20 protein-coding genes, 1 other RNA gene and 1 other annotated feature are annotated in these 21,650 nt (G+C 48.3%); of the genes, 19 read left to right on the top strand and 2 right to left on the bottom strand.

Translation table 11 applies throughout. The features are described from left to right. The first annotated feature begins 32 nt into the window (after positions 1-32). The 3 genes from aspS to IQ294_RS05960 all read left to right on the top strand — a co-directional run bounded on the left by aspS (position 33) and on the right by IQ294_RS05960 (position 3,373). Positions 33-1,817: an aspartate--tRNA ligase gene (gene aspS, locus IQ294_RS05970; protein WP_203333093.1), complete on the top strand. Its 1,785-nt coding sequence runs from the start codon at positions 33-35 to the stop codon at positions 1,815-1,817. A 45-nt stretch (positions 1,818-1,862) separates the two neighbouring features. Beyond that, positions 1,863-2,046: non-coding RNA, 6S RNA (ssrS, locus tag IQ294_RS05965), on the top strand. 562 nt (positions 2,047-2,608) lie between these two features. Next, on the top strand, positions 2,609-3,373 hold the full coding sequence (locus IQ294_RS05960) for a tRNA threonylcarbamoyladenosine dehydratase (RefSeq protein ID WP_203333092.1): 765 nt from the start codon (positions 2,609-2,611) through the stop codon (positions 3,371-3,373). 330 nt (positions 3,374-3,703) lie between these two features. Here IQ294_RS05960 and IQ294_RS05955 read toward each other — a convergent pair whose 3' ends face one another. Beyond that, positions 3,704-4,990: a replication-associated recombination protein A gene (locus tag IQ294_RS05955; protein ID WP_203333091.1), complete on the bottom strand. Its 1,287-nt coding sequence runs from the start codon at positions 4,988-4,990 to the stop codon at positions 3,704-3,706. Between the two features lie 134 nt (positions 4,991-5,124). Between IQ294_RS05955 and cymR the strand changes: the two genes are divergently transcribed. The 15 genes from cymR to mtnN all read left to right on the top strand — a co-directional run bounded on the left by cymR (position 5,125) and on the right by mtnN (position 20,176). After that, on the top strand, positions 5,125-5,541 hold the full coding sequence (gene cymR / locus IQ294_RS05950) for a cysteine metabolism transcriptional regulator CymR (protein WP_203333090.1): 417 nt from the start codon (positions 5,125-5,127) through the stop codon (positions 5,539-5,541). Positions 5,542-5,554: 13 nt separating this feature from the next. Then, positions 5,555-6,688, top strand: coding sequence for a cysteine desulfurase family protein (locus IQ294_RS05945; RefSeq protein WP_203333089.1), 1,134 nt, complete (start codon positions 5,555-5,557; stop codon positions 6,686-6,688). Positions 6,689-6,701: 13 nt separating this feature from the next. Continuing rightward, on the top strand, positions 6,702-7,820 hold the full coding sequence (gene mnmA / locus IQ294_RS05940; RefSeq protein ID WP_203333088.1) for a tRNA 2-thiouridine(34) synthase MnmA: 1,119 nt from the start codon (positions 6,702-6,704) through the stop codon (positions 7,818-7,820). Positions 7,821-7,834: 14 nt separating this feature from the next. Continuing rightward, complete coding sequence (locus IQ294_RS05935) at positions 7,835-8,494, top strand: tetratricopeptide repeat protein (protein ID WP_203333087.1); 660 nt, start codon at positions 7,835-7,837, stop codon at positions 8,492-8,494. 151 nt (positions 8,495-8,645) lie between these two features. Beyond that, positions 8,646-11,132, top strand: coding sequence for an SF1B family DNA helicase RecD2 (gene recD2, locus IQ294_RS05930; protein WP_203333086.1), 2,487 nt, complete (start codon positions 8,646-8,648; stop codon positions 11,130-11,132). 76 nt (positions 11,133-11,208) lie between these two features. After that, positions 11,209-11,419, top strand: a binding site (T-box leader). A gap of 80 nt (positions 11,420-11,499) precedes the next feature. Continuing rightward, positions 11,500-14,124: an alanine--tRNA ligase gene (gene alaS, locus IQ294_RS05925; protein WP_203333085.1), complete on the top strand. Its 2,625-nt coding sequence runs from the start codon at positions 11,500-11,502 to the stop codon at positions 14,122-14,124. An 88-nt stretch (positions 14,125-14,212) separates the two neighbouring features. Then, a complete protein-coding gene (locus tag IQ294_RS05920) occupies positions 14,213-14,479 on the top strand; it encodes an IreB family regulatory phosphoprotein (protein ID WP_203333084.1) in 267 nt (88 codons plus the stop codon). Between the two features lie 3 nt (positions 14,480-14,482). Continuing rightward, a complete protein-coding gene (gene ruvX, locus IQ294_RS05915) occupies positions 14,483-14,899 on the top strand; it encodes a Holliday junction resolvase RuvX (protein WP_203333083.1) in 417 nt (138 codons plus the stop codon). Positions 14,900-14,912: 13 nt separating this feature from the next. Next, positions 14,913-15,221 (top strand): DUF1292 domain-containing protein, encoded by a 309-nt coding sequence (locus IQ294_RS05910; protein WP_203333082.1) that lies wholly within the window; start codon positions 14,913-14,915, stop codon positions 15,219-15,221. 91 nt (positions 15,222-15,312) lie between these two features. Next, positions 15,313-16,437 (top strand): endolytic transglycosylase MltG, encoded by a 1,125-nt coding sequence (gene mltG, locus IQ294_RS05905; protein WP_349291324.1) that lies wholly within the window; start codon positions 15,313-15,315, stop codon positions 16,435-16,437. Between the two features lie 114 nt (positions 16,438-16,551). Beyond that, the gene (locus IQ294_RS05900) at positions 16,552-17,157 is read left to right on the top strand and encodes an O-methyltransferase (protein WP_203333081.1); all 606 of its coding nucleotides are present in this window, start codon (positions 16,552-16,554) and stop codon (positions 17,155-17,157) included. 39 nt (positions 17,158-17,196) lie between these two features. Next, entirely contained in the window at positions 17,197-17,820 is a 624-nt protein-coding gene (gene udk / locus IQ294_RS05895) for a uridine kinase (protein ID WP_203333080.1), read from the top strand. An 81-nt stretch (positions 17,821-17,901) separates the two neighbouring features. After that, positions 17,902-18,378 (top strand): transcription elongation factor GreA, encoded by a 477-nt coding sequence (gene greA / locus IQ294_RS05890; protein WP_203333079.1) that lies wholly within the window; start codon positions 17,902-17,904, stop codon positions 18,376-18,378. 206 nt (positions 18,379-18,584) lie between these two features. Next, on the top strand, positions 18,585-19,337 hold the full coding sequence (locus IQ294_RS05885; RefSeq protein ID WP_203333078.1) for a YrrS family protein: 753 nt from the start codon (positions 18,585-18,587) through the stop codon (positions 19,335-19,337). Between the two features lie 128 nt (positions 19,338-19,465). Further along, complete coding sequence (gene mtnN / locus IQ294_RS05880) at positions 19,466-20,176, top strand: 5'-methylthioadenosine/S-adenosylhomocysteine nucleosidase (protein WP_203333077.1); 711 nt, start codon at positions 19,466-19,468, stop codon at positions 20,174-20,176. A 55-nt stretch (positions 20,177-20,231) separates the two neighbouring features. On the opposite strand, the gene pssA is transcribed toward mtnN, so the two are convergent. Next, a complete protein-coding gene (pssA, locus tag IQ294_RS05875; protein WP_203333076.1) occupies positions 20,232-20,771 on the bottom strand; it encodes a CDP-diacylglycerol--serine O-phosphatidyltransferase in 540 nt (179 codons plus the stop codon). A gap of 94 nt (positions 20,772-20,865) precedes the next feature. On the opposite strand from pssA, the gene IQ294_RS05870 reads away from it, so the two are divergent. After that, positions 20,866-21,639: a phosphatidylserine decarboxylase gene (locus IQ294_RS05870; RefSeq protein ID WP_203333075.1), complete on the top strand. Its 774-nt coding sequence runs from the start codon at positions 20,866-20,868 to the stop codon at positions 21,637-21,639. Positions 21,640-21,650: the final 11 nt, after the last annotated feature.

Below are 21,650 nucleotides of genomic sequence, written 5' to 3'. Positions count from 1 at the left end.
AAAAATGCAAAGAGACAATTGGAGGAATTAGTATGACTAGAACGCATTATTGTGGCGAAGTGAACGAAACAGTGATCGGACAGCGCGTTTCCATCAAAGGCTGGGTACAGAAAAGACGTGACCTTGGCGGTTTGATCTTTGTGGATGTACGCGACCGTTCGGGGATTGTGCAAGCTGTATTCAATCCTGAGATTTCTGAAGAGACCGCTAAAATCGGTGAATCGCTGCGCAGCGAATTTGTTGTGCATATTGAAGGGCTTGTTGTTGAACGGGCAGACGGCCAGATCAACGAAACACTGAAAACAGGGAAAATCGAGATTCAGGTCGATTCCATCAACGTGATCAACACTGCGAAGAACCCGCCGTTTGCGATTGAAAACAATACGGATGTCAGTGAAGACCTGAGGCTGAAATACCGTTATTTGGATCTTCGCCGTCCTGAAATGTTCGAGACGTTCAAAATGCGTTCTGAAGTGACGAAATCCATTCGCCGTTTCCTTGACACTGAAGGATTCCTGGAAGTGGAAACACCGATTTTGACGAAATCCACCCCGGAAGGCGCACGCGACTATTTGGTGCCGAGCCGTGTCCATGATGGTGAATTCTATGCGCTGCCGCAATCTCCGCAATTGTTCAAACAGATGCTGATGGTGTCGGGCTTCGATAAATACTACCAGATCGCCCGCTGTTTCCGCGATGAGGATTTGCGCGCTGACCGCCAGCCGGAATTCACGCAGATCGATATGGAAATGAGTTTCCAGACGATGGAAGATATTTTAGAGATGAATGAACGCCTGATGGTACAGATGATGAAAGAAGTTAAAGGCATCGACATCGAGCCGACATTCGAGCGCATGGAATATACCGAAGCGATGGAACGTTTCGGTTCAGATAAGCCTGATGTACGTTTCGGCATGGAATTGATCAATGTATCGGATCTTGTGAAGGATTCTTCTTTCAAAGTATTTACAGGAGCCATCGAAAACGGCGGCCAGGTGAAACTGATCAATGTCAAAGGGCAGGCTGCAAATTATTCGCGGAAAGACATCGATGCACTTGGTGAATTTGCCGGCCGTTACGGAGCGAAAGGATTAGCTTGGCTGAAAGTGGATGAAGAAGGCGTTAAAGGACCAATCGCAAAATTCTTCGAAGGCGAAGCTGCTGACTCATTGATTGCGGCAGCTGGAGCGGAAGCGGGAGACCTTCTTTTGTTCGTAGCCGATAAAAAATCGGTAGTGGCGGACGCCCTTGGTGCCCTGCGAATGAAATTCGGCAAGGAACTCGGGTTGATCGACGAATCCGTTTATAAATTCCTCTGGATCACAGACTGGCCATTATTTGAATACGATGAAAAAGAAGGCCGTTACTTCGCGGCACACCATCCGTTCACCATGCCATATGAGGAAGATATCGAAAAATTATCTACAGAACCTCAAAATGTGAGAGCGCAGGCTTATGACCTCGTATTGAACGGCTACGAACTCGGTGGGGGATCAGCGCGTATTTACCGCCGTGACATCCAGGAGAAAATGTTTGAAGTCCTCGGTTTCACGCCGGAAGAAGCGAGAGCCCAATTCGGATTCCTGATGGATGCTTTTGAATACGGAACACCTCCGCATGGCGGCATCGCCTTTGGTCTGGACCGCCTGGTCATGCTGCTTGCGGGACGCACGAACCTCCGTGATACAATTGCGTTTCCGAAAACAGCCAGCGCCAGCGATCTGCTGACGAACGCGCCGAGTCCCGTTGCGGCAGAACAGCTTGATGAATTAAGCCTATCTCTGAATGTTCAGAATAATTCAAAAGGGCTAGAGTAAAATGGTTGTACAAGTTTAACTGCTGTGATAATATAACGGTAGTAGAGAATCCTGATGTGTTCGTTACGAGCAATTCAGTTTTGACCCAACATTTTGTCGTCGGGAGACCGGATTTCAACGTGGCTAACATGCCTTAACCGGAAGTTATAAGCGGGGAAGAGGTCACCCACCTGCTAGAAGCGGGTTCAAAAACGATATGCAAGTCAAGGACGGCACGATTGGGATTCTCACTTAAAAATGTTAATGACCCCTTCAGCTATTTGCTGGAGGGTTTTTATTTGTGTATAATTCCTATTGTATAAGTTGAACTAAATACTCTACAGTAGTCGATATTGCGCAAAACAGCTTCGCTTTCCAGAACCCATGCTCCTGCATCGCTGCGCTAGCTTCGTCGCAAAGACTTGTCCTCGCAAGCTTCGGCCAATGTCTTGGCTCCCGCCCAATCCTGCGCTCCCTGCGGTGTATCGGTCGTGTCGCTAAGCCGCAGGAGTCTCGCTGTTTTGCTCCATATCTTAATAACCCTTCTCATGTTGAGTTGGTTTCCAGAAGCGAACTCGGACCTTCGTCCGAGTGGGTGCTTAACGCTACACTGAGATTGTAGGAGTAATTGCTGCTTCACTTCAACTTTAGAAGTGGACCTAAGCAAAGGCGCGGCTCAGGACTGGGTGGAGCAATAAGACGAGTTTTCTCGGCTTATTGTGGGAACCTGGTCCAAAGCGCCGAAGCGAAATAAAATGTCGTTTTTTAATTCATTTATATAAGTTACTCAACATTAGAGAGGCAGGAAAACTATGTTACATCAATTTTCACGAAACGAACTGGCGGTAGGCAAAGAAGGAATCGAAATGCTGAAGAACTCCACAGTCGCAGTGCTGGGTGTGGGCGGAGTCGGCTCATTTGCAGCTGAAGCCTGTGCCCGGAGCGGTGTCGGCCGCATCATCCTGGTGGACAAGGACAACGTCGACATCACAAACGTCAACCGTCAGCTGGTCGCCAACCTTTCGACCATCGGCCAGTCAAAAAGCGCCGTCATGAAAAACCGCATCGCTGATATCAATGAAGATTGTGAAGTCATCGATTTACATATGTTCTATACAGAAGAAACATATGAAGAATTTTTCAGCTATAATCCGGATTACGTCATCGATGCCTCGGACACGATGATCTATAAAGTACATTTGATGAAAGAATGCCATAAACGCGGCGTCAAAATCATTTCGAGCATGGGGGCAGCCAATAAAACTGATCCGACACGCTTCCGGATTGCCGATATTTCAAAAACCCATACAGATCCGCTGGCGAAAATCATCCGCAAGAAATTGAAAGAAGCAGGCATCCGTAAAGGGATTCCCGTTGTGTTTTCCGATGAAAGCCCGATCATCGTGCGTGAAGATGTCGTTGAAACGGTGGGCAAGCCTGGAGCAGCAATTCGCAAAGCCAAAATGCCGCCGTCTTCCAATGCCTTCACTCCCTCGACAGTCGGCCTGATCTGCGCAAGCTGGGTCGTAAATGATATCACTTCAACGATTCCGATCAACCGTGTACGGAACAATTAAAAAATGCCGGCTCAATTTGAGAGCCGGTTTTTTTGTGGGAATCTTCTGGAATAAAACAGGAAACTGCTGAACGCGCATAACATTTTTTTAACGCGCATAAAACTTCGGGAACGCGCATAAGAAAATTTAATCGCGCATAACATTTCAGGAACGTGCATAAATTCTTCCCACCGCGCATATTCGAAGAAACCGAGTTAAAGTGAAGCTAACAAGTACTGAATCCGCTTGCATTTCAGATGAAATCTCCAATATAAATCCATTCTTCGGCAAAAACGAGAGAAAAACCTATAAAAAAAGCCATCCCAATAGGAATGGCGGCATAACAGCAAACTATTTCTTTTTCCGGAACGATTTCAGCTTTTCGTAGATTCCGGCAAATTTCTTTTCTTCACCGGCAACGATGGGTTTGTAGAATTCCGTCTTCTGCAGCTCTTTTGGCAGGTAATCCTGATCTGCCCAGCCGCCGAATGAACCGATCGGCGTGTCATGGGGGTACAGATACCCGCCGTGGCCGAGTTCTGCGCTGCCTGCGTAATGGGTATCGCGCAGATGCATCGGGATATCGCCTGTCAGCCCTTTATTGATGGCGGCACTTGCAGCGTCAATCGCTTTGTATGCCGAATTGGATTTTTCCGACAGGCACATTTCCGCTACCGCCTGCGCGAGCGGGATTCTCGCTTCCGGCAGGCCGAGCCTGTCGGCTGCCTGACAAGCTGCGAGGACATGGCCGCCGACTGCAGGATTCGCCAATCCGATATCTTCATAGGCCATGACCAGAAGGCGGCGGGTGACCGCGGTCAAGTCGCCGTTTTCGAGGAGATGGGCGAGATAGTACATGGCTGCGTTGACATCGCTGCCGCGGACGGATTTCTGTAGGGCAGACAATAGGTTGAAGAAATGTGAGCCTTTTTTGTCCCCGAATATGCCGACACGTTTGATCATCTGCTCAATCAAGTCGTCATCGACGATATATCTGCCGTCTTCCTCATCGGAAGCGATGATGATCGACTCGAGCATCGTCAACCCTTTTCGTGCATCACCGTTTGTTCCTTCGGCAATGCGTTCAACCTGTTTATCCGAGATTTCGATTTCCTGCCGGCCGAGTCCGCGTTTCGGATCGCTCAATGCTGTCTTCAATAATTGGACGATATCCTCCTGTGTCAGCCGTTTTAATTGTTTGATTTCACCGCAGCGTGAGCGGATGGCAGGATTGACGTCATGGAACGGATTTTCTGTCGTTGCTCCGATCAGGACGATCGAGCCGCTCTCGACATGCGGCAGCAGCGCATCCTGCTGCAATTTATTGAAGCGGTGGATCTCATCCAGGAACAGGAGGACTTTTCCGGTCATGCGCGCTTCCTTGACCACATCTTCGACATCTTTTTTGCCGGAGGTCGTCGCATTCAAGGCGATGAACGGTAGATTCGAGGTGCCGGCGATGGCGTGGGCGATCGAGGTCTTGCCGATTCCCGGTTCCCCGTAGAGAAGCATCGACGGCACGTGGCCGTTCTGGATCATTTTATATAGAGCGGTATGCGGGCCGATGACGTCCTGCTGTCCGACAACTTCATCGATCGTGCGCGGCCGCATGCGAAATGCCAATGGTTCATTATGCAATGAAAAAACTCCTTCCGTACATCTGTTCCATTAGTATATCGCGATGGGTTTCAAAAGTCATTGCAAGTCTATATGGCCTGATTTATGCTATACTGTTTTGAAGATAAATGGAAAATGACTTTAGAGGTGTATTTATGAAAATATCGACAAAAGGCCGCTACGGCTTGACAATAATGATCGCGCTTGGCAAAGAATACGGGGAAGGGCCGTTTCCGCTGCGGAAAATTGCTGCAGAGCATGAACTCTCGGAAGCTTATCTGGAACAATTGGTCGCCCCGCTTCGCAATGCAGGATTGGTGAAAAGCGTCCGCGGCGCACATGGCGGCTATATGCTGGCGCGTCACCCGAAAGAAATTTCGGCGGGAGATGTGATCCGTGTCCTGGAAGGGCCGATCCAACCGGTTGAAGGAATCGAAGACGAACCTCAGCCGCAGCGTGAACTGTGGATCCGTATACGCGATGCCGTCAAGAATGTGCTGGATACGACGACCATCGAAGATTTGGCGAACCAGCAGGAATCCACAACAGAAAATTATATGTTCTATATATAGAGGAGTTTAGACAATGAACCGAATTTACCTTGATCATGCGGCCACTTCTCCGATGCATCCGGAAGTGGTCGAAACTTTTTCAAACAGACTGGCAGAAGTATATGGCAATCCTTCGAGCATCCATGGCACTGGCCGTGAAGCGCGGAAAGTGCTGGATGAAGCTCGCAGTACCTTAGCAAAAAGCATCAATGCGGATGATCCGGAAATCATTTTCACGAGCGGCGGAACGGAAGCAGATAATCTGGCTATTTTCGGCACAGCGCTGAAAAAAGAAGGCAGACACATCATCACATCGCAGATTGAGCATCATGCGGTATTGCATGCCTGCCAGAAATTGGAACGTGACGGCTATGAAGTCACCTATCTTCCGGTTGGCAGGGATGGTCTTATTAAAGCAGATGACGTGAAAAAAGCGCTCCGGGACGATACAATTCTTGTGACGATCATGCTCGGCAACAACGAAGTCGGAAGCATGCAGCCGATTGCTGAAATCGGGGCCATGCTGGAAGGCACGGAAACTGTGTTCCATACGGATGCAGTCCAGGCCTATGGTGTTTTGCCGATCGATGTTGAAGAGCTGAAAGTGGATTTATTGTCCGTCTCGGCCCATAAGCTGAATGGACCAAAAGGCGTCGGTTTTCTGTACCAGCGTAAAGGTGTGAGCCTTGCGCCCCTAAGTTATGGCGGCGAACAGGAACGCAAGCGCCGGGCCGGAACAGAAAATGTTCCGGCAATCAGCGCATTTGCGAAAGCTGTGTCGCTGTCGCTTGACACAATGGAACAAAGAGCGGCTGACTATAAGCAATACAAGGGAATCTTCAAACAGGCGTTCGACGATGCCGGCGTTGACTATAAAGAGAATGGCAGCCATCAACTGCCGCATATTCTCAACTTGAGCATCAAAGGAATTGAAATCGAATCATTCCTCGTCAATTTGGACATTGCAGGCATTTCCGCATCAAGCGGTTCTGCATGCACCGCCGGTTCCATCGATCCGTCACATGTTTTGGTGGCGATGTACGGTGAACAGGCAGATGAAATACGCAATTCGATCCGTTTCAGTTTCGGTCTGGGGCTGACATTGGAACAAGTGAAGGAAGCGGCTGAAAAAACAGCCCAAATCAGCAAGCGCCTGGCGCTAAAGTGAAAAGGTGATGGATATGACAGTTAAAGCACCACAGGATACGCGGGTAGTCGTCGGCATGTCCGGAGGGGTCGACTCTTCGGTTGCCGCTTATTTATTGAAGGAACAAGGTTATGATGTCATCGGCATCTTCATGAAAAACTGGGATGACACGGATGAAAACGGCGTCTGCACAGCGACGGACGATTATGAAGACGTCATCCGCGTATGCAACCAGATCGGTATTCCGTATTATGCCGTCAACTTTGAAAAACAATATTGGGATAAGGTTTTCACTTATTTCCTGGATGAATACAAAGCAGGCAGAACACCGAATCCGGATGTCATGTGCAATAAGGAAATCAAATTCAAGGCATTTTTGGAGCATGCTCTCAGTCTTGGTGCGGATTATTTGGCGACGGGCCATTATGCTCAGGTGGAACGTGCAGAAAACGGCGAAACAAAAATGCTGCGCGGCAAGGATAACAATAAAGACCAGACTTATTTCCTTAACCAGCTGGATCAGGAGCAATTATCGAAAGTGATGTTCCCGATCGGCCATATGGAAAAGAAAAAGGTTCGTGAAATTGCCCTTGAAGCGGGTCTTGCAACTGCGACGAAAAAAGATTCGACCGGCATCTGCTTTATCGGCGAACGTAATTTCAAGGAATTCCTGGGACAATATCTGCCGGCACAGCCAGGCTCGATGGAAACGATGGAAGGCGTCAAAATGGGCACGCATGACGGCCTGATGTATTACACAATCGGCCAGCGCCAGGGACTTGGCATCGGCGGAGCGGGAGATCCCTGGTTCGTTATCGGAAAAGACTTGGAAAACAATGTCTTGTATGTTGGCCAGAATTTCCATCACGAAGCTCTTTATTCAGACAGCCTGAGTGCCGTGAATCTGAGTTTCACCTCCGAAACAATTCCGACAGGGAAGTTTGCCTGCACGGCAAAATTCCGCTATCGCCAGGAAGATACCGGCGTCACTGTGGAACTGAAAGATGGGGAAGCGGTCGTTACTTTCGATGAGCCGGTCCGCGCCATCACGCCTGGCCAGGCAGTCGTTTTTTACAGCGGGGACGAATGCCTCGGCGGCGGGACGATCGACAAAGTATTTAAAAAAGGTGCACGCCTCGAATACGTAGGCTAATGGGAGAGATTTGGATGAATTATAATGAAATCGGTATACAGGCCATTCAAGACGGCGAAACGGAACGGGCAGTGGAGGCTTTCACGAAAGCGATTGAAGAAGAGCCGGAAAATCCGCTTGGCTATATCAACTTTGGCCATGTCCTGACGTCGATGGGCGAAACGGAGCGGGCGGAACGCTTTTTCCAAAAAGCGATCACGCTCGATGAAACATCCGCGACTGCCTATTATGGTCTTGCGAATCTTTATTTTAATGCTGAGCGTTTTGAAGAAGCGCTGAAGCTATATGAAAAAGCGGTGCAGTTCAATCTGGAAGGGTCGGATGCCCTGTTTATGATCGGTAAATGCCTGGAGCGTCTCGGCCAGACGAAACTGGCACTGCCATATCTGCAGCGCGCGGTTGAACTGGATGAATCGGACGTCGCCGCTCGCATGAGCTATGGAGTCACCCTTGCTTCAATGGAATTGTTCGAACTGGCAGAGCCTCAGTTCATAAAAGTACTGGAGCTGGAACCTGACCATTCAGACGCCCATTACAATCTGGGTGTTTTATATGCAGTCTCGACAGACCGCACAGCAGATGCCATGCATCACCTCGAACAGGCATTCACGCTGGATGAAGAAAATGAAATGGCACGCTACGCATATGATATGATTAAAACAAATCTGAAATAAAGAGAAGCTTCATTCAGTAGGGGTTATTCACTCCCGCTGAATGTCAGTTGATCCAATCGGGTTTTTAGGGTCAGTTGATCTCCCGCTCGGAGTAGTGGGCGTCTTACTGACCGTTAATACGGGATAGGAATTTGAAAGGGGAACGATCGGCATGACAGGACAAATTGATTTATTCCAGGAAGAAACGCAATTTGTGCTGGGACGGCCGGTCGTTTCGATTTTTCACAACCCTCAGAATCTATTCTCCATCGCAAAAGTGAAAATCCAACAGACCAACACCTCGTACGCAGAAAAAGAGATTATCGTCTCCGGTTATTTTCCGGAACTTTCCATGGAAGAGGAATACCGTTTTACCGGAGCAGTGAAAAATCATCCGCGCTACGGCATCCAGTTCCAGGTGGAGACATTCACGAAGGAAGTGCCGGAAACGGAACAGGGCATCATCCACTACCTGTCGAGTGATATGTTCAACGGCATCGGACGGAAGACGGCTGAAACGATCGTCAAAAAACTGGGCAAGAATGCCATCAAAAAGATCCTGGAAGACCCGGAAGCGCTAGATGTTGTCCCGCGTCTGTCAGATGAAAAGAAGGACACCATCCGCTCTGCGCTGCAGATGAATCTGGGGCTTGAGCGAGTGATGATCCAGCTGAACGACTGGGGATTCGGGCCGCAGGTGGGAATGCGTATTTTCCAGGCATACCGCGAAGAGACAATTGACATCCTGACGAAAAATCCCTTCCGCCTGATCGAAGAAATCGAAGGCATCGGTTTTCAGCGAGCGGATGAACTCGGGGCGAAACTGGGCATTACGGGCAGCCATCCTGACCGCATCAAAGCAGCGATCCTGCATTTACTGAACCAGGCCAGCCTGTCGGAAGGACACGTCTTCATTGATGCGGCAACATTGATCCCGCAGGTGAAGGAGATGCTTGAAGCGCGGCAGCGTGATGAAATTCCCGTTGAAGCCATTTCAAAGGCAGCCATTGAATTGAACGAAGAATCGAAAGTCGCGGGAGAAGAAACGCGCCTTTATTTGCCGTCCCTCTATTATTCGGAAGTCGGCATTGCCACCAAACTGGAAACGCTCCTGGCGTCGCAGGAAAACCGCGACGGCTTCCCTTCTTCAGAAGTGCGGAAAGCGCTTGGGGAAGCGGAAGAACGGCTCGGCGTCAATTATGCCGAAACCCAGGTCCAGGCGATCGAATCGAGCATTAATTCATCTGTCATGATTTTGACCGGGGGACCGGGTACCGGCAAGACCACGGTAGTCCGCGGCCTGGTCGAAGTCTATGCAGAACTCCATGGCTTGTCGCTTGATCCGAAAGATTATGCGAAGAAGAAAGAACCGTTCCCGATCATCCTGGCTGCACCGACGGGACGGGCTGCAAAACGCCTCAGCGAATCGACGGAACTGCCGGCAATGACGATCCACCGGCTGCTCGGCTTCAATGGACAGGAAAAAGACGAAGAAACGGAGAAAGAAATCGAAGGCAAACTGATCATCATCGATGAGATGTCGATGGTCGACACGTGGCTCGCACATCAATTGTTGAAAGCTGTGCCGGACGATGCACAGATCATCTTCGTCGGCGACCAGGATCAATTGCCCCCGGTCGGCCCCGGCCAGGTGCTCAGGGATCTTCTCGAATCTAAACGGATTCCGACCGTGGAGCTGACGGATATTTACCGGCAGACTTCGGGGTCATCGATCATTGAGCTCGCACATCAGATGAAGAACGGCCAGCTGCCGGCTGACATCACAGCAAAAACATCCGATCGGTCGTTCATCAAAGCGGGAGCCGAACAAATTCCCGAAGTCGTTGAAAAAGTGGTGAAAAGTGCGCTGGCAAAAGGGCATCACATCAAAGACATCCAAGTGCTGGCACCGATGTATAAAGGGCCGGCCGGCATCGATGCGCTGAATAAAATGATCCAGCAGATGGTCAATCCGAATAACGACGGCAAACGGAAAGAGCTTGTTTTCGGTGACATCACTTACCGTATCAATGATAAAGTGCTGCAGCTCGTCAATCAGCCGGAAAGCAACGTGTTCAACGGCGATATGGGGGAAGTGGTGGCCATCATGAAAGCGAGTGAAACGGTGGAGAAGCAGGATGTTCTTGTCGTATCATTCGACGGCATCGAAGTGACTTACCAGCGCAGTGACTTGAATCAGCTGACGCTCGCCTATTGCTGTTCGATCCACAAAGCTCAGGGCTCGGAATTTCCGACGGTCATCATGCCGGTGGTCCGCGGCTACATGAAAATGCTGCGGCGCAATCTGCTCTATACAGGTATTACGCGCAGTAAGGATTTTCTGATCCTGTGCGGTGACCCGGGCGTATTCCGCTACGGCGTGGAACGGACCGATGATACGAAGCGGATGACGACACTGAAAGACCGGCTGGCGCTGTCAAATCCGGAATCCGAAAGCAATAAAGCCGCCCAGCCCATAAATGCAGATTCGCCCGCAAACGGCGATAATGGAACTTCGGCTCAAACAGTAAACGAAGCCCCGGCCGCTGCGTCTCCTGCAGACGATAAACCGGCCGCGCTGACAAACGACAACGTCCATTCCATCCATCCGCTGATCGGCATGCAGGGGATTTCACCACGCGATTTTATCGAGTCGTAAAAAGTCTGGACAATTCTTTCCTTGCCGTTTGTTGACAGTGGAAGATTAGTTTTCTATAATTCAACATATACAGATAATGAAAACGTTGATGGAGAAAGTATAAGATAGCATCCGTTCAGAAATAGGCTCCCCGGCTGAAAGGGCCTTCGCGATGATATGTTAGAAAGCTACTCCGGAGTGCAGCTAATCCCTGCCGTAAAGCCGCGTTAAGGCATCAATGAGAGACACGGAAGAATTTTTCCGTGTAATTAGGGTGGTACCGCGAATCAATAGCCTTCGTCCCTTGCGCTTGCGCAAGGGATGGAGGCTATTTTTATTGTCTCTTGCACTCATTGTGAATGGTTGTATTTTGATAGGAGGAAAACACATGAAAAATCTGAAAGCAGAAGAAATCAGACAGCTTTACATCGACTTTTTCAAAGAGAAAGGCCACGACCAGGAGCCTAGCGCACCGCTAGTGCCGTTTGAAGATCCTTCATTACTTTGGATCAACAGCGGGGTGGCGACATTAAAGAAATATTTTGACGGACGTGTCATCCCGAAAAATCCGCGTATCGTCAATGCCCAAAAATCGATCCGCACAAATGACATTGAGAACGTCGGTGTGACTGCCCGCCACCATACATTCTTTGAAATGCTCGGCAATTTCTCGATCGGTGAATACTTCAAAAAAGAAGCCATCCACTGGGCATGGGAATTTTTGACGGATAATAAATGGATCGGCTTTGATCCTGAACTGCTATCAGTGACCGTACACCCGGAAGACGAAGAAGCATATGGCATCTGGCTGAATGAAGTCGGAGTGCCGGCTGAACGCATCATCCGCCTGGAAGGGAACTTCTGGGACATCGGGGAAGGCCCAAGCGGACCGAACTCCGAAATCTTCTATGACCGCGGCGAAAGCTACGGCAGCGACATGAATGATCCTGAACTCTATCCGGGAGGCGAAAACGACCGTTACCTGGAAATCTGGAACCTTGTATTTTCTCAGTTTAACCATAATGCGGACCATACGTATACGCCGCTGCCGAAACAGAACATCGATACCGGAATGGGGCTTGAGCGGATGGCCTGCGTCGTGCAGAATGTGCCGACCAACTTCGATACAGACCTGTTCATGCCGATCATCCGGAAAACGGAGGAGATTTCAGGCAAGAAATATGGCGAAGACAAAGACAGTGACATGGCGTTCAAAGTGATTGCCGACCACGTACGCACAGTTGCATTTGCAATCGGTGACGGTGCATTGCCTTCTAATGAAGGCCGAGGTTATGTGCTGCGCAGACTTCTCCGGCGTGCAGTCCGCTATGCGAAAAAATTGGGTGTTGAAAAACCGTTCATGTTTGAATTGGTTCCGGTTGTCGGAGAAATCATGAAAGCTTTCTATCCGGAAGTGAGCGAAAAAGAAGATTTCATCGTGCGGGTCATGAAGCTTGAGGAAGAACGTTTCCACGAAACGCTGAATGATGGGCTGGCTATCCTGTCAAGTGTCACGGAAAAACAAAAAGCTGCCGGCAATAGCGAAATTCCTGGCGAAGACGCTTTCCGACTATATGACACATACGGTTTCCCGGTTGAATTGACGGAGGAATATGCTGAGGAAGCTGGCATGACAATCGATCATGCAGGGTTTGAAGCCGCGATGATGGCTCAGCGCGAACGCGCCCGCAGCGCACGCCAGAATGTCAATTCCATGCAGACGCAGTCGGAAGTCCTGGGTAATATCAAAGAACCGAGTGAATTTATCGGTTATACGGACACGGTAGCGGAATCGAAAATATTATTCATCATCAAAGACGGGGAGCTGGTCGATCACGCGCAGGAAGGCGAAGAAGTCCAGGTCATCCTGGACCGTACGCCATTCTATGCTGAAAGCGGTGGCCAGATTGCGGACCACGGAATCCTGCAGAACGATTTTGTTCAGGCATTCGTGCTGGACGTCAAAAAAGCGCCGAATGGCCAAAACCTGCATTCTGTGAGAATCGAATCAGGAGAATTGACGAAATCCGCTGTAGAGGCGAAAGTTGACGCAGCAGAGCGGAGCCATACGGTGAAAAACCATACAGCGACGCATTTGATGCATCAGGCATTGAAAGATGTCCTCGGCAGCCACGTCAACCAGGCGGGATCTTACGTCGGACCTGACCGTCTGCGTTTCGACTTCTCGCATTTCGGTCAAGTGACAGCGGAAGAGCTGGAGAAAATCGAAACGATCGTAAACAATAAAATCTGGGACAGCATCGCAGTGGCGACAGGCTACCATAATCTCCAGGAAGCGAAAGACATGGGGGCGATGGCGCTATTCGGTGAAAAATACGGCGACGTCGTCCGTGTCGTCGAAATCGGCGGTTATTCACTGGAACTTTGCGGCGGCGTACACGTCAGCAATACGGCTGAAATCGGTTTGTTCAAGATTGTGTCGGAGAGCGGCATCGGTGCAGGCATCCGCCGCATCGAGGCATTGACTGGCAAAGGTGCCTATGAAAACCTGAAAAACAGCGAAAACACTTTGCTGCAGGCGGCATCTCTCCTGAAAACGAATCCGAAAGATATCGTTCAGAAAGTCGAAACGTTCATGGCTGAAGGAAAAGCGATGCAGCGGGAAAATGAATCGCTGATGGCGAAAATTTCAAATGCGCAGTCTGCAGGCATTCTTGAAGCCGTACAGGCGATCGGCGATATTCAAGTCCTGTCAGCGCGTGTGGAGGCAAAAGATAATAACCAGCTACGCCAGATGATGGATGATCTCAAAGGGAAACTGGAAAAAGCGGTTATCGTGCTTGGCACAGTAGACGGCGATAAAGTCATGCTTGCAGCGGGTGTAACAAAAGATTTGGCGGGCGGCAACTATCATGCCGGCCAAATCGTCAAACATGTTGCAGAGCAATGTGGCGGAAAAGGTGGCGGCCGTCCGGATATGGCAATGGCAGGAGCCAAAGAACCTGAAAAGTTGGATGCGGCATTGGCGTCCGTCTACGACTTAGTCAAATAGGTTTTATAAACGGGCTGTTTCGTATATAATGGAAATCAGGCAGCGGAAAAGGTTTTCCCTATTTCAATCCGAAAGCGAGGTGCTTGTCGTGAGTTCATTCGATCGTACTATGAAATTTGATTCGTCTGAGGAATCGATGGAGCAGGATGTCAAACGAGTGATGCTGGAAGTGCATGCATCTTTAGAAGAAAAAGGCTACAACCCGAATAATCAGATTGTGGGCTATCTTTTATCCGGGGATCCGGCTTATATTCCTCGCCATCAGGATGCAAGGAACAAGATCCGTAAATTGGAGCGGGATGAAATCCTTGAAGAGCTTGTGAAATTCTATATCAAAAAGAATAATGAGGAATAATTTATGAGAATTATGGGACTGGATGTAGGTTCGAAAACAGTCGGCGTCGCGATCAGCGACGCACTCGGCTGGACGGCACAGGGAATCGAGACCGTGAAGATCAATGAAGCGGTCGAAGAATTCGGATTGAAGCGCCTGGGTGAACTGATCAGCCAGTATGAAGTGACAGAAATTGTCGTGGGTTACCCGAAGAATATGAATAATTCCATCGGGCCGCGTGCTGAAGCTTCAGAAAGATTTGCAGCTTTGCTGAAAGAAGCGTATGCTATACCAGTGGTACTATGGGACGAGCGGCTTACGACAGCTGCAGCGGAAAAAATGCTGATATCTGCAGATGTGAGCCGGAAGAACCGCAAAAAAGTGATCGACAAGATGGCGGCAGTCATGATTCTGCAAGGCTATCTTGATTTTAAAAAATGATGAGGTGACGACAATGGAACACGGACAAGAACATATCACAGTCGTTGATGAAAACGGCAACGAGCAGCTATTCGAAATTTTGTTTACATTTGACTCGGAAGACTTCGGCAAATCCTACGTATTGTATTTCCCGGTAGGCGCTGAAGAGGATGACGAAGGTGAAATCGAAATTCAGGCATCATCTTTCACTGAAAAGACAGATGCAGATGGTAAAGTGGCAGGCGGAGATCTTTTGCCGGTTGAAACGGATGAAGAATGGGATATGATCGAAGAAATGCTGAATACTTTCCTTGCTGAAGAAGAGGAAAACGAAGAGCTATAATCGAAGGAAGGCGGAATTGAGTTTTATTCCGCCTTTTTCTTTTGTCCTGCTTTCTTGTATAATGGATAGGAATAGTTAAGGGGGGGAACCCGTGGAGAAGAAATCGAAAGTGGATATCATGTTTGACCGCATGAAAGAGAAAAAGAAAGAAGTGAAGATTGTGCGGCGGATCGTCTTTGCCATTGCGTTGATTTTAATTATCGGATTGGGTATTGTCGGGTATCAGGGATATAATTATGTCACTTCCGCTTTGGAACCGGTGGACCCCGATTCCGAAGAAGTCATTGAAGTCGAGGTGCCGATCGGTTCAAATCTTGACAGCATCGCAGCGCTGCTGGAAGAAAACGGAATCATTGAAGATGCCCGCATTTATAAATATTATGTAAAATTCAATAATGAATCCGAATTCCAGGCAGGCACATATGGACTTCTGCCATCGATGACTTTGGATGAAATCACTCAAAGCCTGAAAACGGGAACGGTATATCGTGAACCGCTGTTTACGATCAATTTCCCGGAAGGGTTGACACTCGAACAAATCGCTGAGAATGTCATCGCTGAAAAAACGGATTACAGCGCAGAAGAATTCATGGAAAAAGTGACGGACGAAGCCTATATCGATAATCTGATGGCCAATTACCCTAATCTGCTGACTGAGGAGATCAAGGGCGAGAATATCCGTTATGCGCTCGAAGGTTATCTGTTCCCGGCCACTTATCCATTTTACGAAGAAGATCCTTCCCTCGAATTGATCATCGAAGGGATGTTGGATGCGACCCAGGCGAACATTGCCCCGTATACAGCAATTTTGGAAGAACAGGGCAAGACGCCTCATTGGCTTCTGACATTCGCCTCCCTGCTGGAAGAGGAAGCGACAAGCAAAGCGGACCGCGCAACCATCGCTTCGGTTTTCTATAACCGCATGGAAGTGGACATGCCGCTTCAGACGGACCCGACAGTCATTTATGCCATGGGTGAACACCGTGACCGCCTGTTCAACGAAGATTACCAATTTGAACATCCGTACAGCACCTATATCAACAAAGGGCTGCCGCCTGGCCCGATCGCCAGTTCGGGGGCTTCGTCCCTGGAAGCGGCGCTTGATCCTGCTGAGACAGAATATCTATTCTTCCTGGCTGATTCGGAAGGCGTCAATCATTTTGCAGTTACGTACGAAGAACATCTTGCAAATCGGGATGAATATATCGGGAATTAAGAAATGCTGTTTTCTTATCTCCTAAAAAACAAGAAGGGTGCGACCTCGCATTCCTTCTTGTTTTATGCTATCATTTGAAAGAATTTTTGCAGTGCCGAAAAGGGGCTTTTCATAATGGACAACGAACAGCTGGTACGTACAGTTGAAGCAATGAAGAAATATGCGGTGGAAAAGCATGTCCCGATCATGGAAGACGACGGCATCGAGCACCTGACGGCATTATTGAGAGAACAGCATCCGCAAAAAGTGCTTGAAATCGGATCGGCGATCGGATTTTCCGCTTTGAAGATGGCTGAGGCCCTGCCGGATGCAACGATTGATACGATCGAACGGGATCAGGAACGATTTGCGAAAGCAGTAGGTTTCATCCAGGGTTCCGGCTTCAAGGAGCGGATTCGCCTGTACCATGGTGACGCACTTGAGTTTGATCTGGAATTGCTGGACAGATCCTATGATGCGATCTTCATCGATGCCGCTAAAGGGCAATACGAACGCTTTTTTGAAAAGTATGAAGTATTGCTAAACAAAGGCGGAGTCATTTATTGTGATAATATGCATATGCACGGGATGTCCGCAATGCATATCAAAGAAATTCCGAGGAGAAAGCGAACGATGATCCGGAATTTGAGTGCATTCAAGGAGACGATGATAAATCACGAAGGCTATGAAACGAAGCTGCTCGATATCGGGGATGGCATCATGATTTGCAAAAAGCTTTGATAGGTAAAAATAATGAATAGATGCAGGGAGCAGTTGATTATGTCAAAGAAAAGACCGGTAGTAATCGGAATCGCCGGAGGCTCGGGTTCCGGCAAGACAAGTGTTACAAATTCCATCTACGAAGTGTTCAAGGAAAATTCCGTAGTAGTGATCGAGCAGGATTATTATTATAAAGACCAATCTCACCTGGAATTCGAAGAGCGGTTGGAAACGAACTATGACCATCCACTCGCTTTCGATACAGATCTTTTGATCAAGCATATAAATGAATTGCTGGAACGCAGACCGATTGAGAAACCGGTCTATAATTATGCCCTCCATACCCGTTCAGATGAAACGATCGTGATCGAACCGAAAGACGTCATCATTCTGGAAGGTATTTTGGTTCTGGAAGATAAGAGGCTGCGTGACCTGATGGATATCAAGTTGTTTGTCGATACTGACGGAGATCTTCGGATCATACGCCGTTTGCTGCGGGATATCAATGAACGCGGACGCACGATCAACTCGGTCATCGACCAATACCTGAATGTCGTGCGCCCGATGCATAACCAATTTATCGAGCCGACAAAACGCTACGCGGATGTCATCATCCCGGAAGGCGGACAAAATGAAGTGGCGATTGATCTGATGGTTACAAAAATTAAAACAATTCTTGAATAGAATGGTAAATTATACTATGATGAGACAAGACTGACGGATTTTTCAAAAATCTAAAGTCAGCAGTTGAAGGAGTGGGGAACAATGGCTAACGAAAAACAATTTCCGATGACAGCTGCAGGAAAGCAGAAGTTGGAGGACGAACTGGACTTCTTGAAAACGATAAAACGTAAAGAAGTGGTGGAACGGATTAAAATCGCCCGTGATTTCGGTGATTTATCTGAGAACGCTGAATATGATTCAGCCAAAGAAGATCAGGCGTTTGTAGAAGGGCGCATTTCAACATTGGAATCAATGATCCGCAATGCGGTTATCATAGATGAAAACGATATGAGCAATGACATTGTCCGATTGGGTACAACAGTAACATTTGTTGAAGTTCCGGACGGTGACAAAGAATCTTACACAATCGTAGGTTCAGCTGAGGCGGATCCTCTCGAAGGGCGCATCTCGAACGACTCACCAATCGCGAAAAGCATGATCGGCCACACAATCGGCGACCGCGTGAAAGTATTGACTCCCGGCGGGGAAATGGAAATTGAAATCGTTTCCATCTCATAATCATTGCAGCCATTCTCATCGAAGAATGGCTGTTTTTTATTGGGTGGAAATTAGCTCATCTGTCAGGCAGGTTTTTTCTTGTAAATCGACTGCAAAGGTGCCACAATAAAGAATAAAATCAGCTTTGACACACAAACTTACCATGGAAGTAAAATTTGTTACATTAAATTATGGTAAAATATCAAAAGAAGGGGAGGCAGAATAAGATGGCAGAAGATAAAAAACCTTATCCCTCACGTGTGCATAAAAAGAACCGCTCCACCAGCAACACTATGTTGAATGTAATGATCGGACTTGTATTTGCATTGATCCTTATCGTGGGGGCATTCATATTCCTTGGTCAGTCCGGCTCGGATAATGCGGCAGAACCGGAATCTGTGGAGATCTCCACAGGCACTGATGATGAAAAGAGTGAAGAGGATAACGATGGCGGCGAACTGGCTGAAGCTGCGGACGATCAGGCAGACAGCGGCAATGATTCCCCTGCAGACACTGATGGCGCTGAGGAAGATACAGCGGATTCAACAGATGAACAGGGTAAGGACGACGATGACAATAAAAATGAAGAGGCTGATGAAAACAGCGAAGATGAAGGATCAGTCACAGGCGGCACCATCACACGCCAGGAATCCAATGATCCGGTAGTCAAAGAAACGATCATCAATACAAGCTGGGAGCCGGTCGGAACAGAACAGAGCGGTGAACATGTTTCTGTCTATGACATGGATTCGGTTGATTGGAAAGAAAAGATAGCAGCGATTGAATACGCGACCGGCATGGCTGAGAGCGAAATGTACATCATGCATATCGGCAATGGCGGAAGCCCTCAAAAATCGGTCGGCACAGTCCAATCAAAGGATATGTCAAAAAAATATCGCATTCATTTGGAATGGGTTGAAAAAGAAGGTTGGAAACCTGTTAAAATGGATATACTGAATACTGTAGAAGGCGCTTATTAAAACGGCGTCTTTTTTTTGAGCGCAAACTGTGGAACGTGCTGCTCAGAATCCTCTATTCATACAGGTGAACCGATCAACAGATCTTGTGTATCGGCAAACAGAAAATACTTCTAAAGGAGAAATGCCATATGAGAATCGGAATAATTGGTGCGATGGAAGAAGAAGTGGAATTGCTTCGCGGCAGTCTTGAAGATGCAAAAACCGAGACAATCGCCAACAGCGAATTTACGACAGGTACATACGAAGGACAGGAAATCGTGTTGCTGAAAAGCGGCATCGGCAAAGTGAATGCAGCAATGTCGACGACCATCCTGATGCATCATTTCAAACCGGAAATTGTCATCAATACCGGTTCTGCCGGAGGATTCGATGAAAATCTGGAAGTGGGCTCGATCGTCATTTCGGATGAAGTCATCCACCATGATGTCGATGTGACGGCATTCGGTTATGACATGGGGCAGGTGCCGCAGATGCCTGCCACTTACCACTCCAACCCGGAATTGATCGAACTGGCTGAAAAAGCGGTCAAGGAGCTGGAGGAATATCCGTATGCCATCGGCCTGATTGCGACGGGAGACTCGTTCATGAGTGATCCGAATCGCGTTGAACTGGTGCGCAGCCAGTTTCCGACGATGAAAGCGGCTGAAATGGAAGCTGCGGCAGTAGCGCAGGTCTGCTACCAGTTTGATACGGCTTTTGTAGTGATCCGTGCATTATCCGATATTGCCGGAAAAGAATCTTCCATCTCGTTTGATGAATTCTTGCCGAAAGCAGCGGCGCACTCCACAAAAATCGTGCTTCGCGTCGTGGAACGCCTGGTTTCGCGTCAGGAGCGCTGAAACCAGCAACAACCAGCAAAAAAGCTGCCGGAAAAAGTTTCCGGCAGCTTTTGTTTTATACTTTTTTTAATGTGAACGTACTGATCATCAATAATGAACTGATCAGCATCAGGAACATATAGAATACGGGCGGCAAAACCGATAGACCGAAAAAGGACAAGGTCAGGACGGTTCCGGCAGCGGTGATCGGCAGGCCGGTAAAATAGCCGTTCGATTCACTGATGTTGAAACGGGCGAGGCGAAATGCGCCGCTTGAAATATAAATGACTGTAAAGATCATGCCGGCAATGCCGAAATCAATTAAAGCGAGCTGATAGATTAAGATTGCTGGAGCTACGCCGAAAGATATAATATCGCTCATGGAATCCAATTGTTTGCCAAGAGCTGACTCCTGGTTGAGTTTGCGGGCCACGATACCGTCGAAACGATCTAAAAATGCGGCGATGAAAATAAATAACACACTATAACTGTACGCGCCATTCAATGTTGCCATCAAAGCAGCACCGCCAAATGACATATTGCCGATTGTCAGTATGTTTGCTGTCTGAGATTTCAATTTCTTTATGGTGTGATCCATCCGTTCAATGAATATCAATGGAGAACTCTCCTCACGTTCAAAATGTTGTTCTTTTCATTATACTGTCGGATTGGAAAAAATGGTAGACTTTTATCATAACGGAGGTAATGTCATGAAGAAGAAAATATACCAATATACCATAGAGTTGACAAATGGCCCCTTCACATCCAGTCTTCTGCAGCGCTTTGCAAAGTCTTCGGGGAGCCGGTCGATCATTCCGAATTATATTAAGACCTATAAAATAGACACGCAGGATATTGAGGACGAAATAAGCTCTTTTACAACGCTGCACGATTTCTTCATCCGTAAACTGCGACCGGAAAGCCGGCCGCAGGCTCCTACGGATATCATCTCGCCGGTGGACGGCAAAGTCGAGATTGCCGGGAATCTGCATGCAGACAGCCGTTTTTTGGTCAAAGGCCAGGAATATTCACTGGCAGAACTGCTGGGGAGTGACAAACTGGCAGAGCGCTATTCAAATGGAAAATATGCGGTGCTCTACCTTTCGCCTGCCGATTACCACCGCATCCACAGTCCTGCTGATGGCAAGATCCTGCGTCAATTTGTGCTCGGAAAAAAATCATATCCGGTCAACCAATCCGGCCTGCTTTACGGGAAAGCGCCGATCAGCGGCAATTACCGTCTGATCTCGGAGCTGGAAATGGAAAAAGGCAGGATGCTGATGGTCAAAGTCGGAGCCATGTTCGTCAATTCCATTGAGCTGACAAACACTGATGATACCTGGAAAAAGGGCGAGGAAGTCGGCTATTTCAGTTTCGGTTCCACGGTTGTTCTATTCTTTGAACCGGATTGTTGCCGTTTCTCGGATAATATTGTTGCGGGTGAACCGATCAAAGTGGGAGAAGCGTTGGCAAATATGCTATAATCATTAACATT

Source organism: Planococcus beigongshangi (assembly GCF_016820495.1).
GTDB classification, from domain to species: Bacteria; Bacillota; Bacilli; order Bacillales_A; family Planococcaceae; genus Planococcus; species Planococcus beigongshangi.
This window is presented reverse-complemented; position numbering and strand designations above follow the sequence as displayed.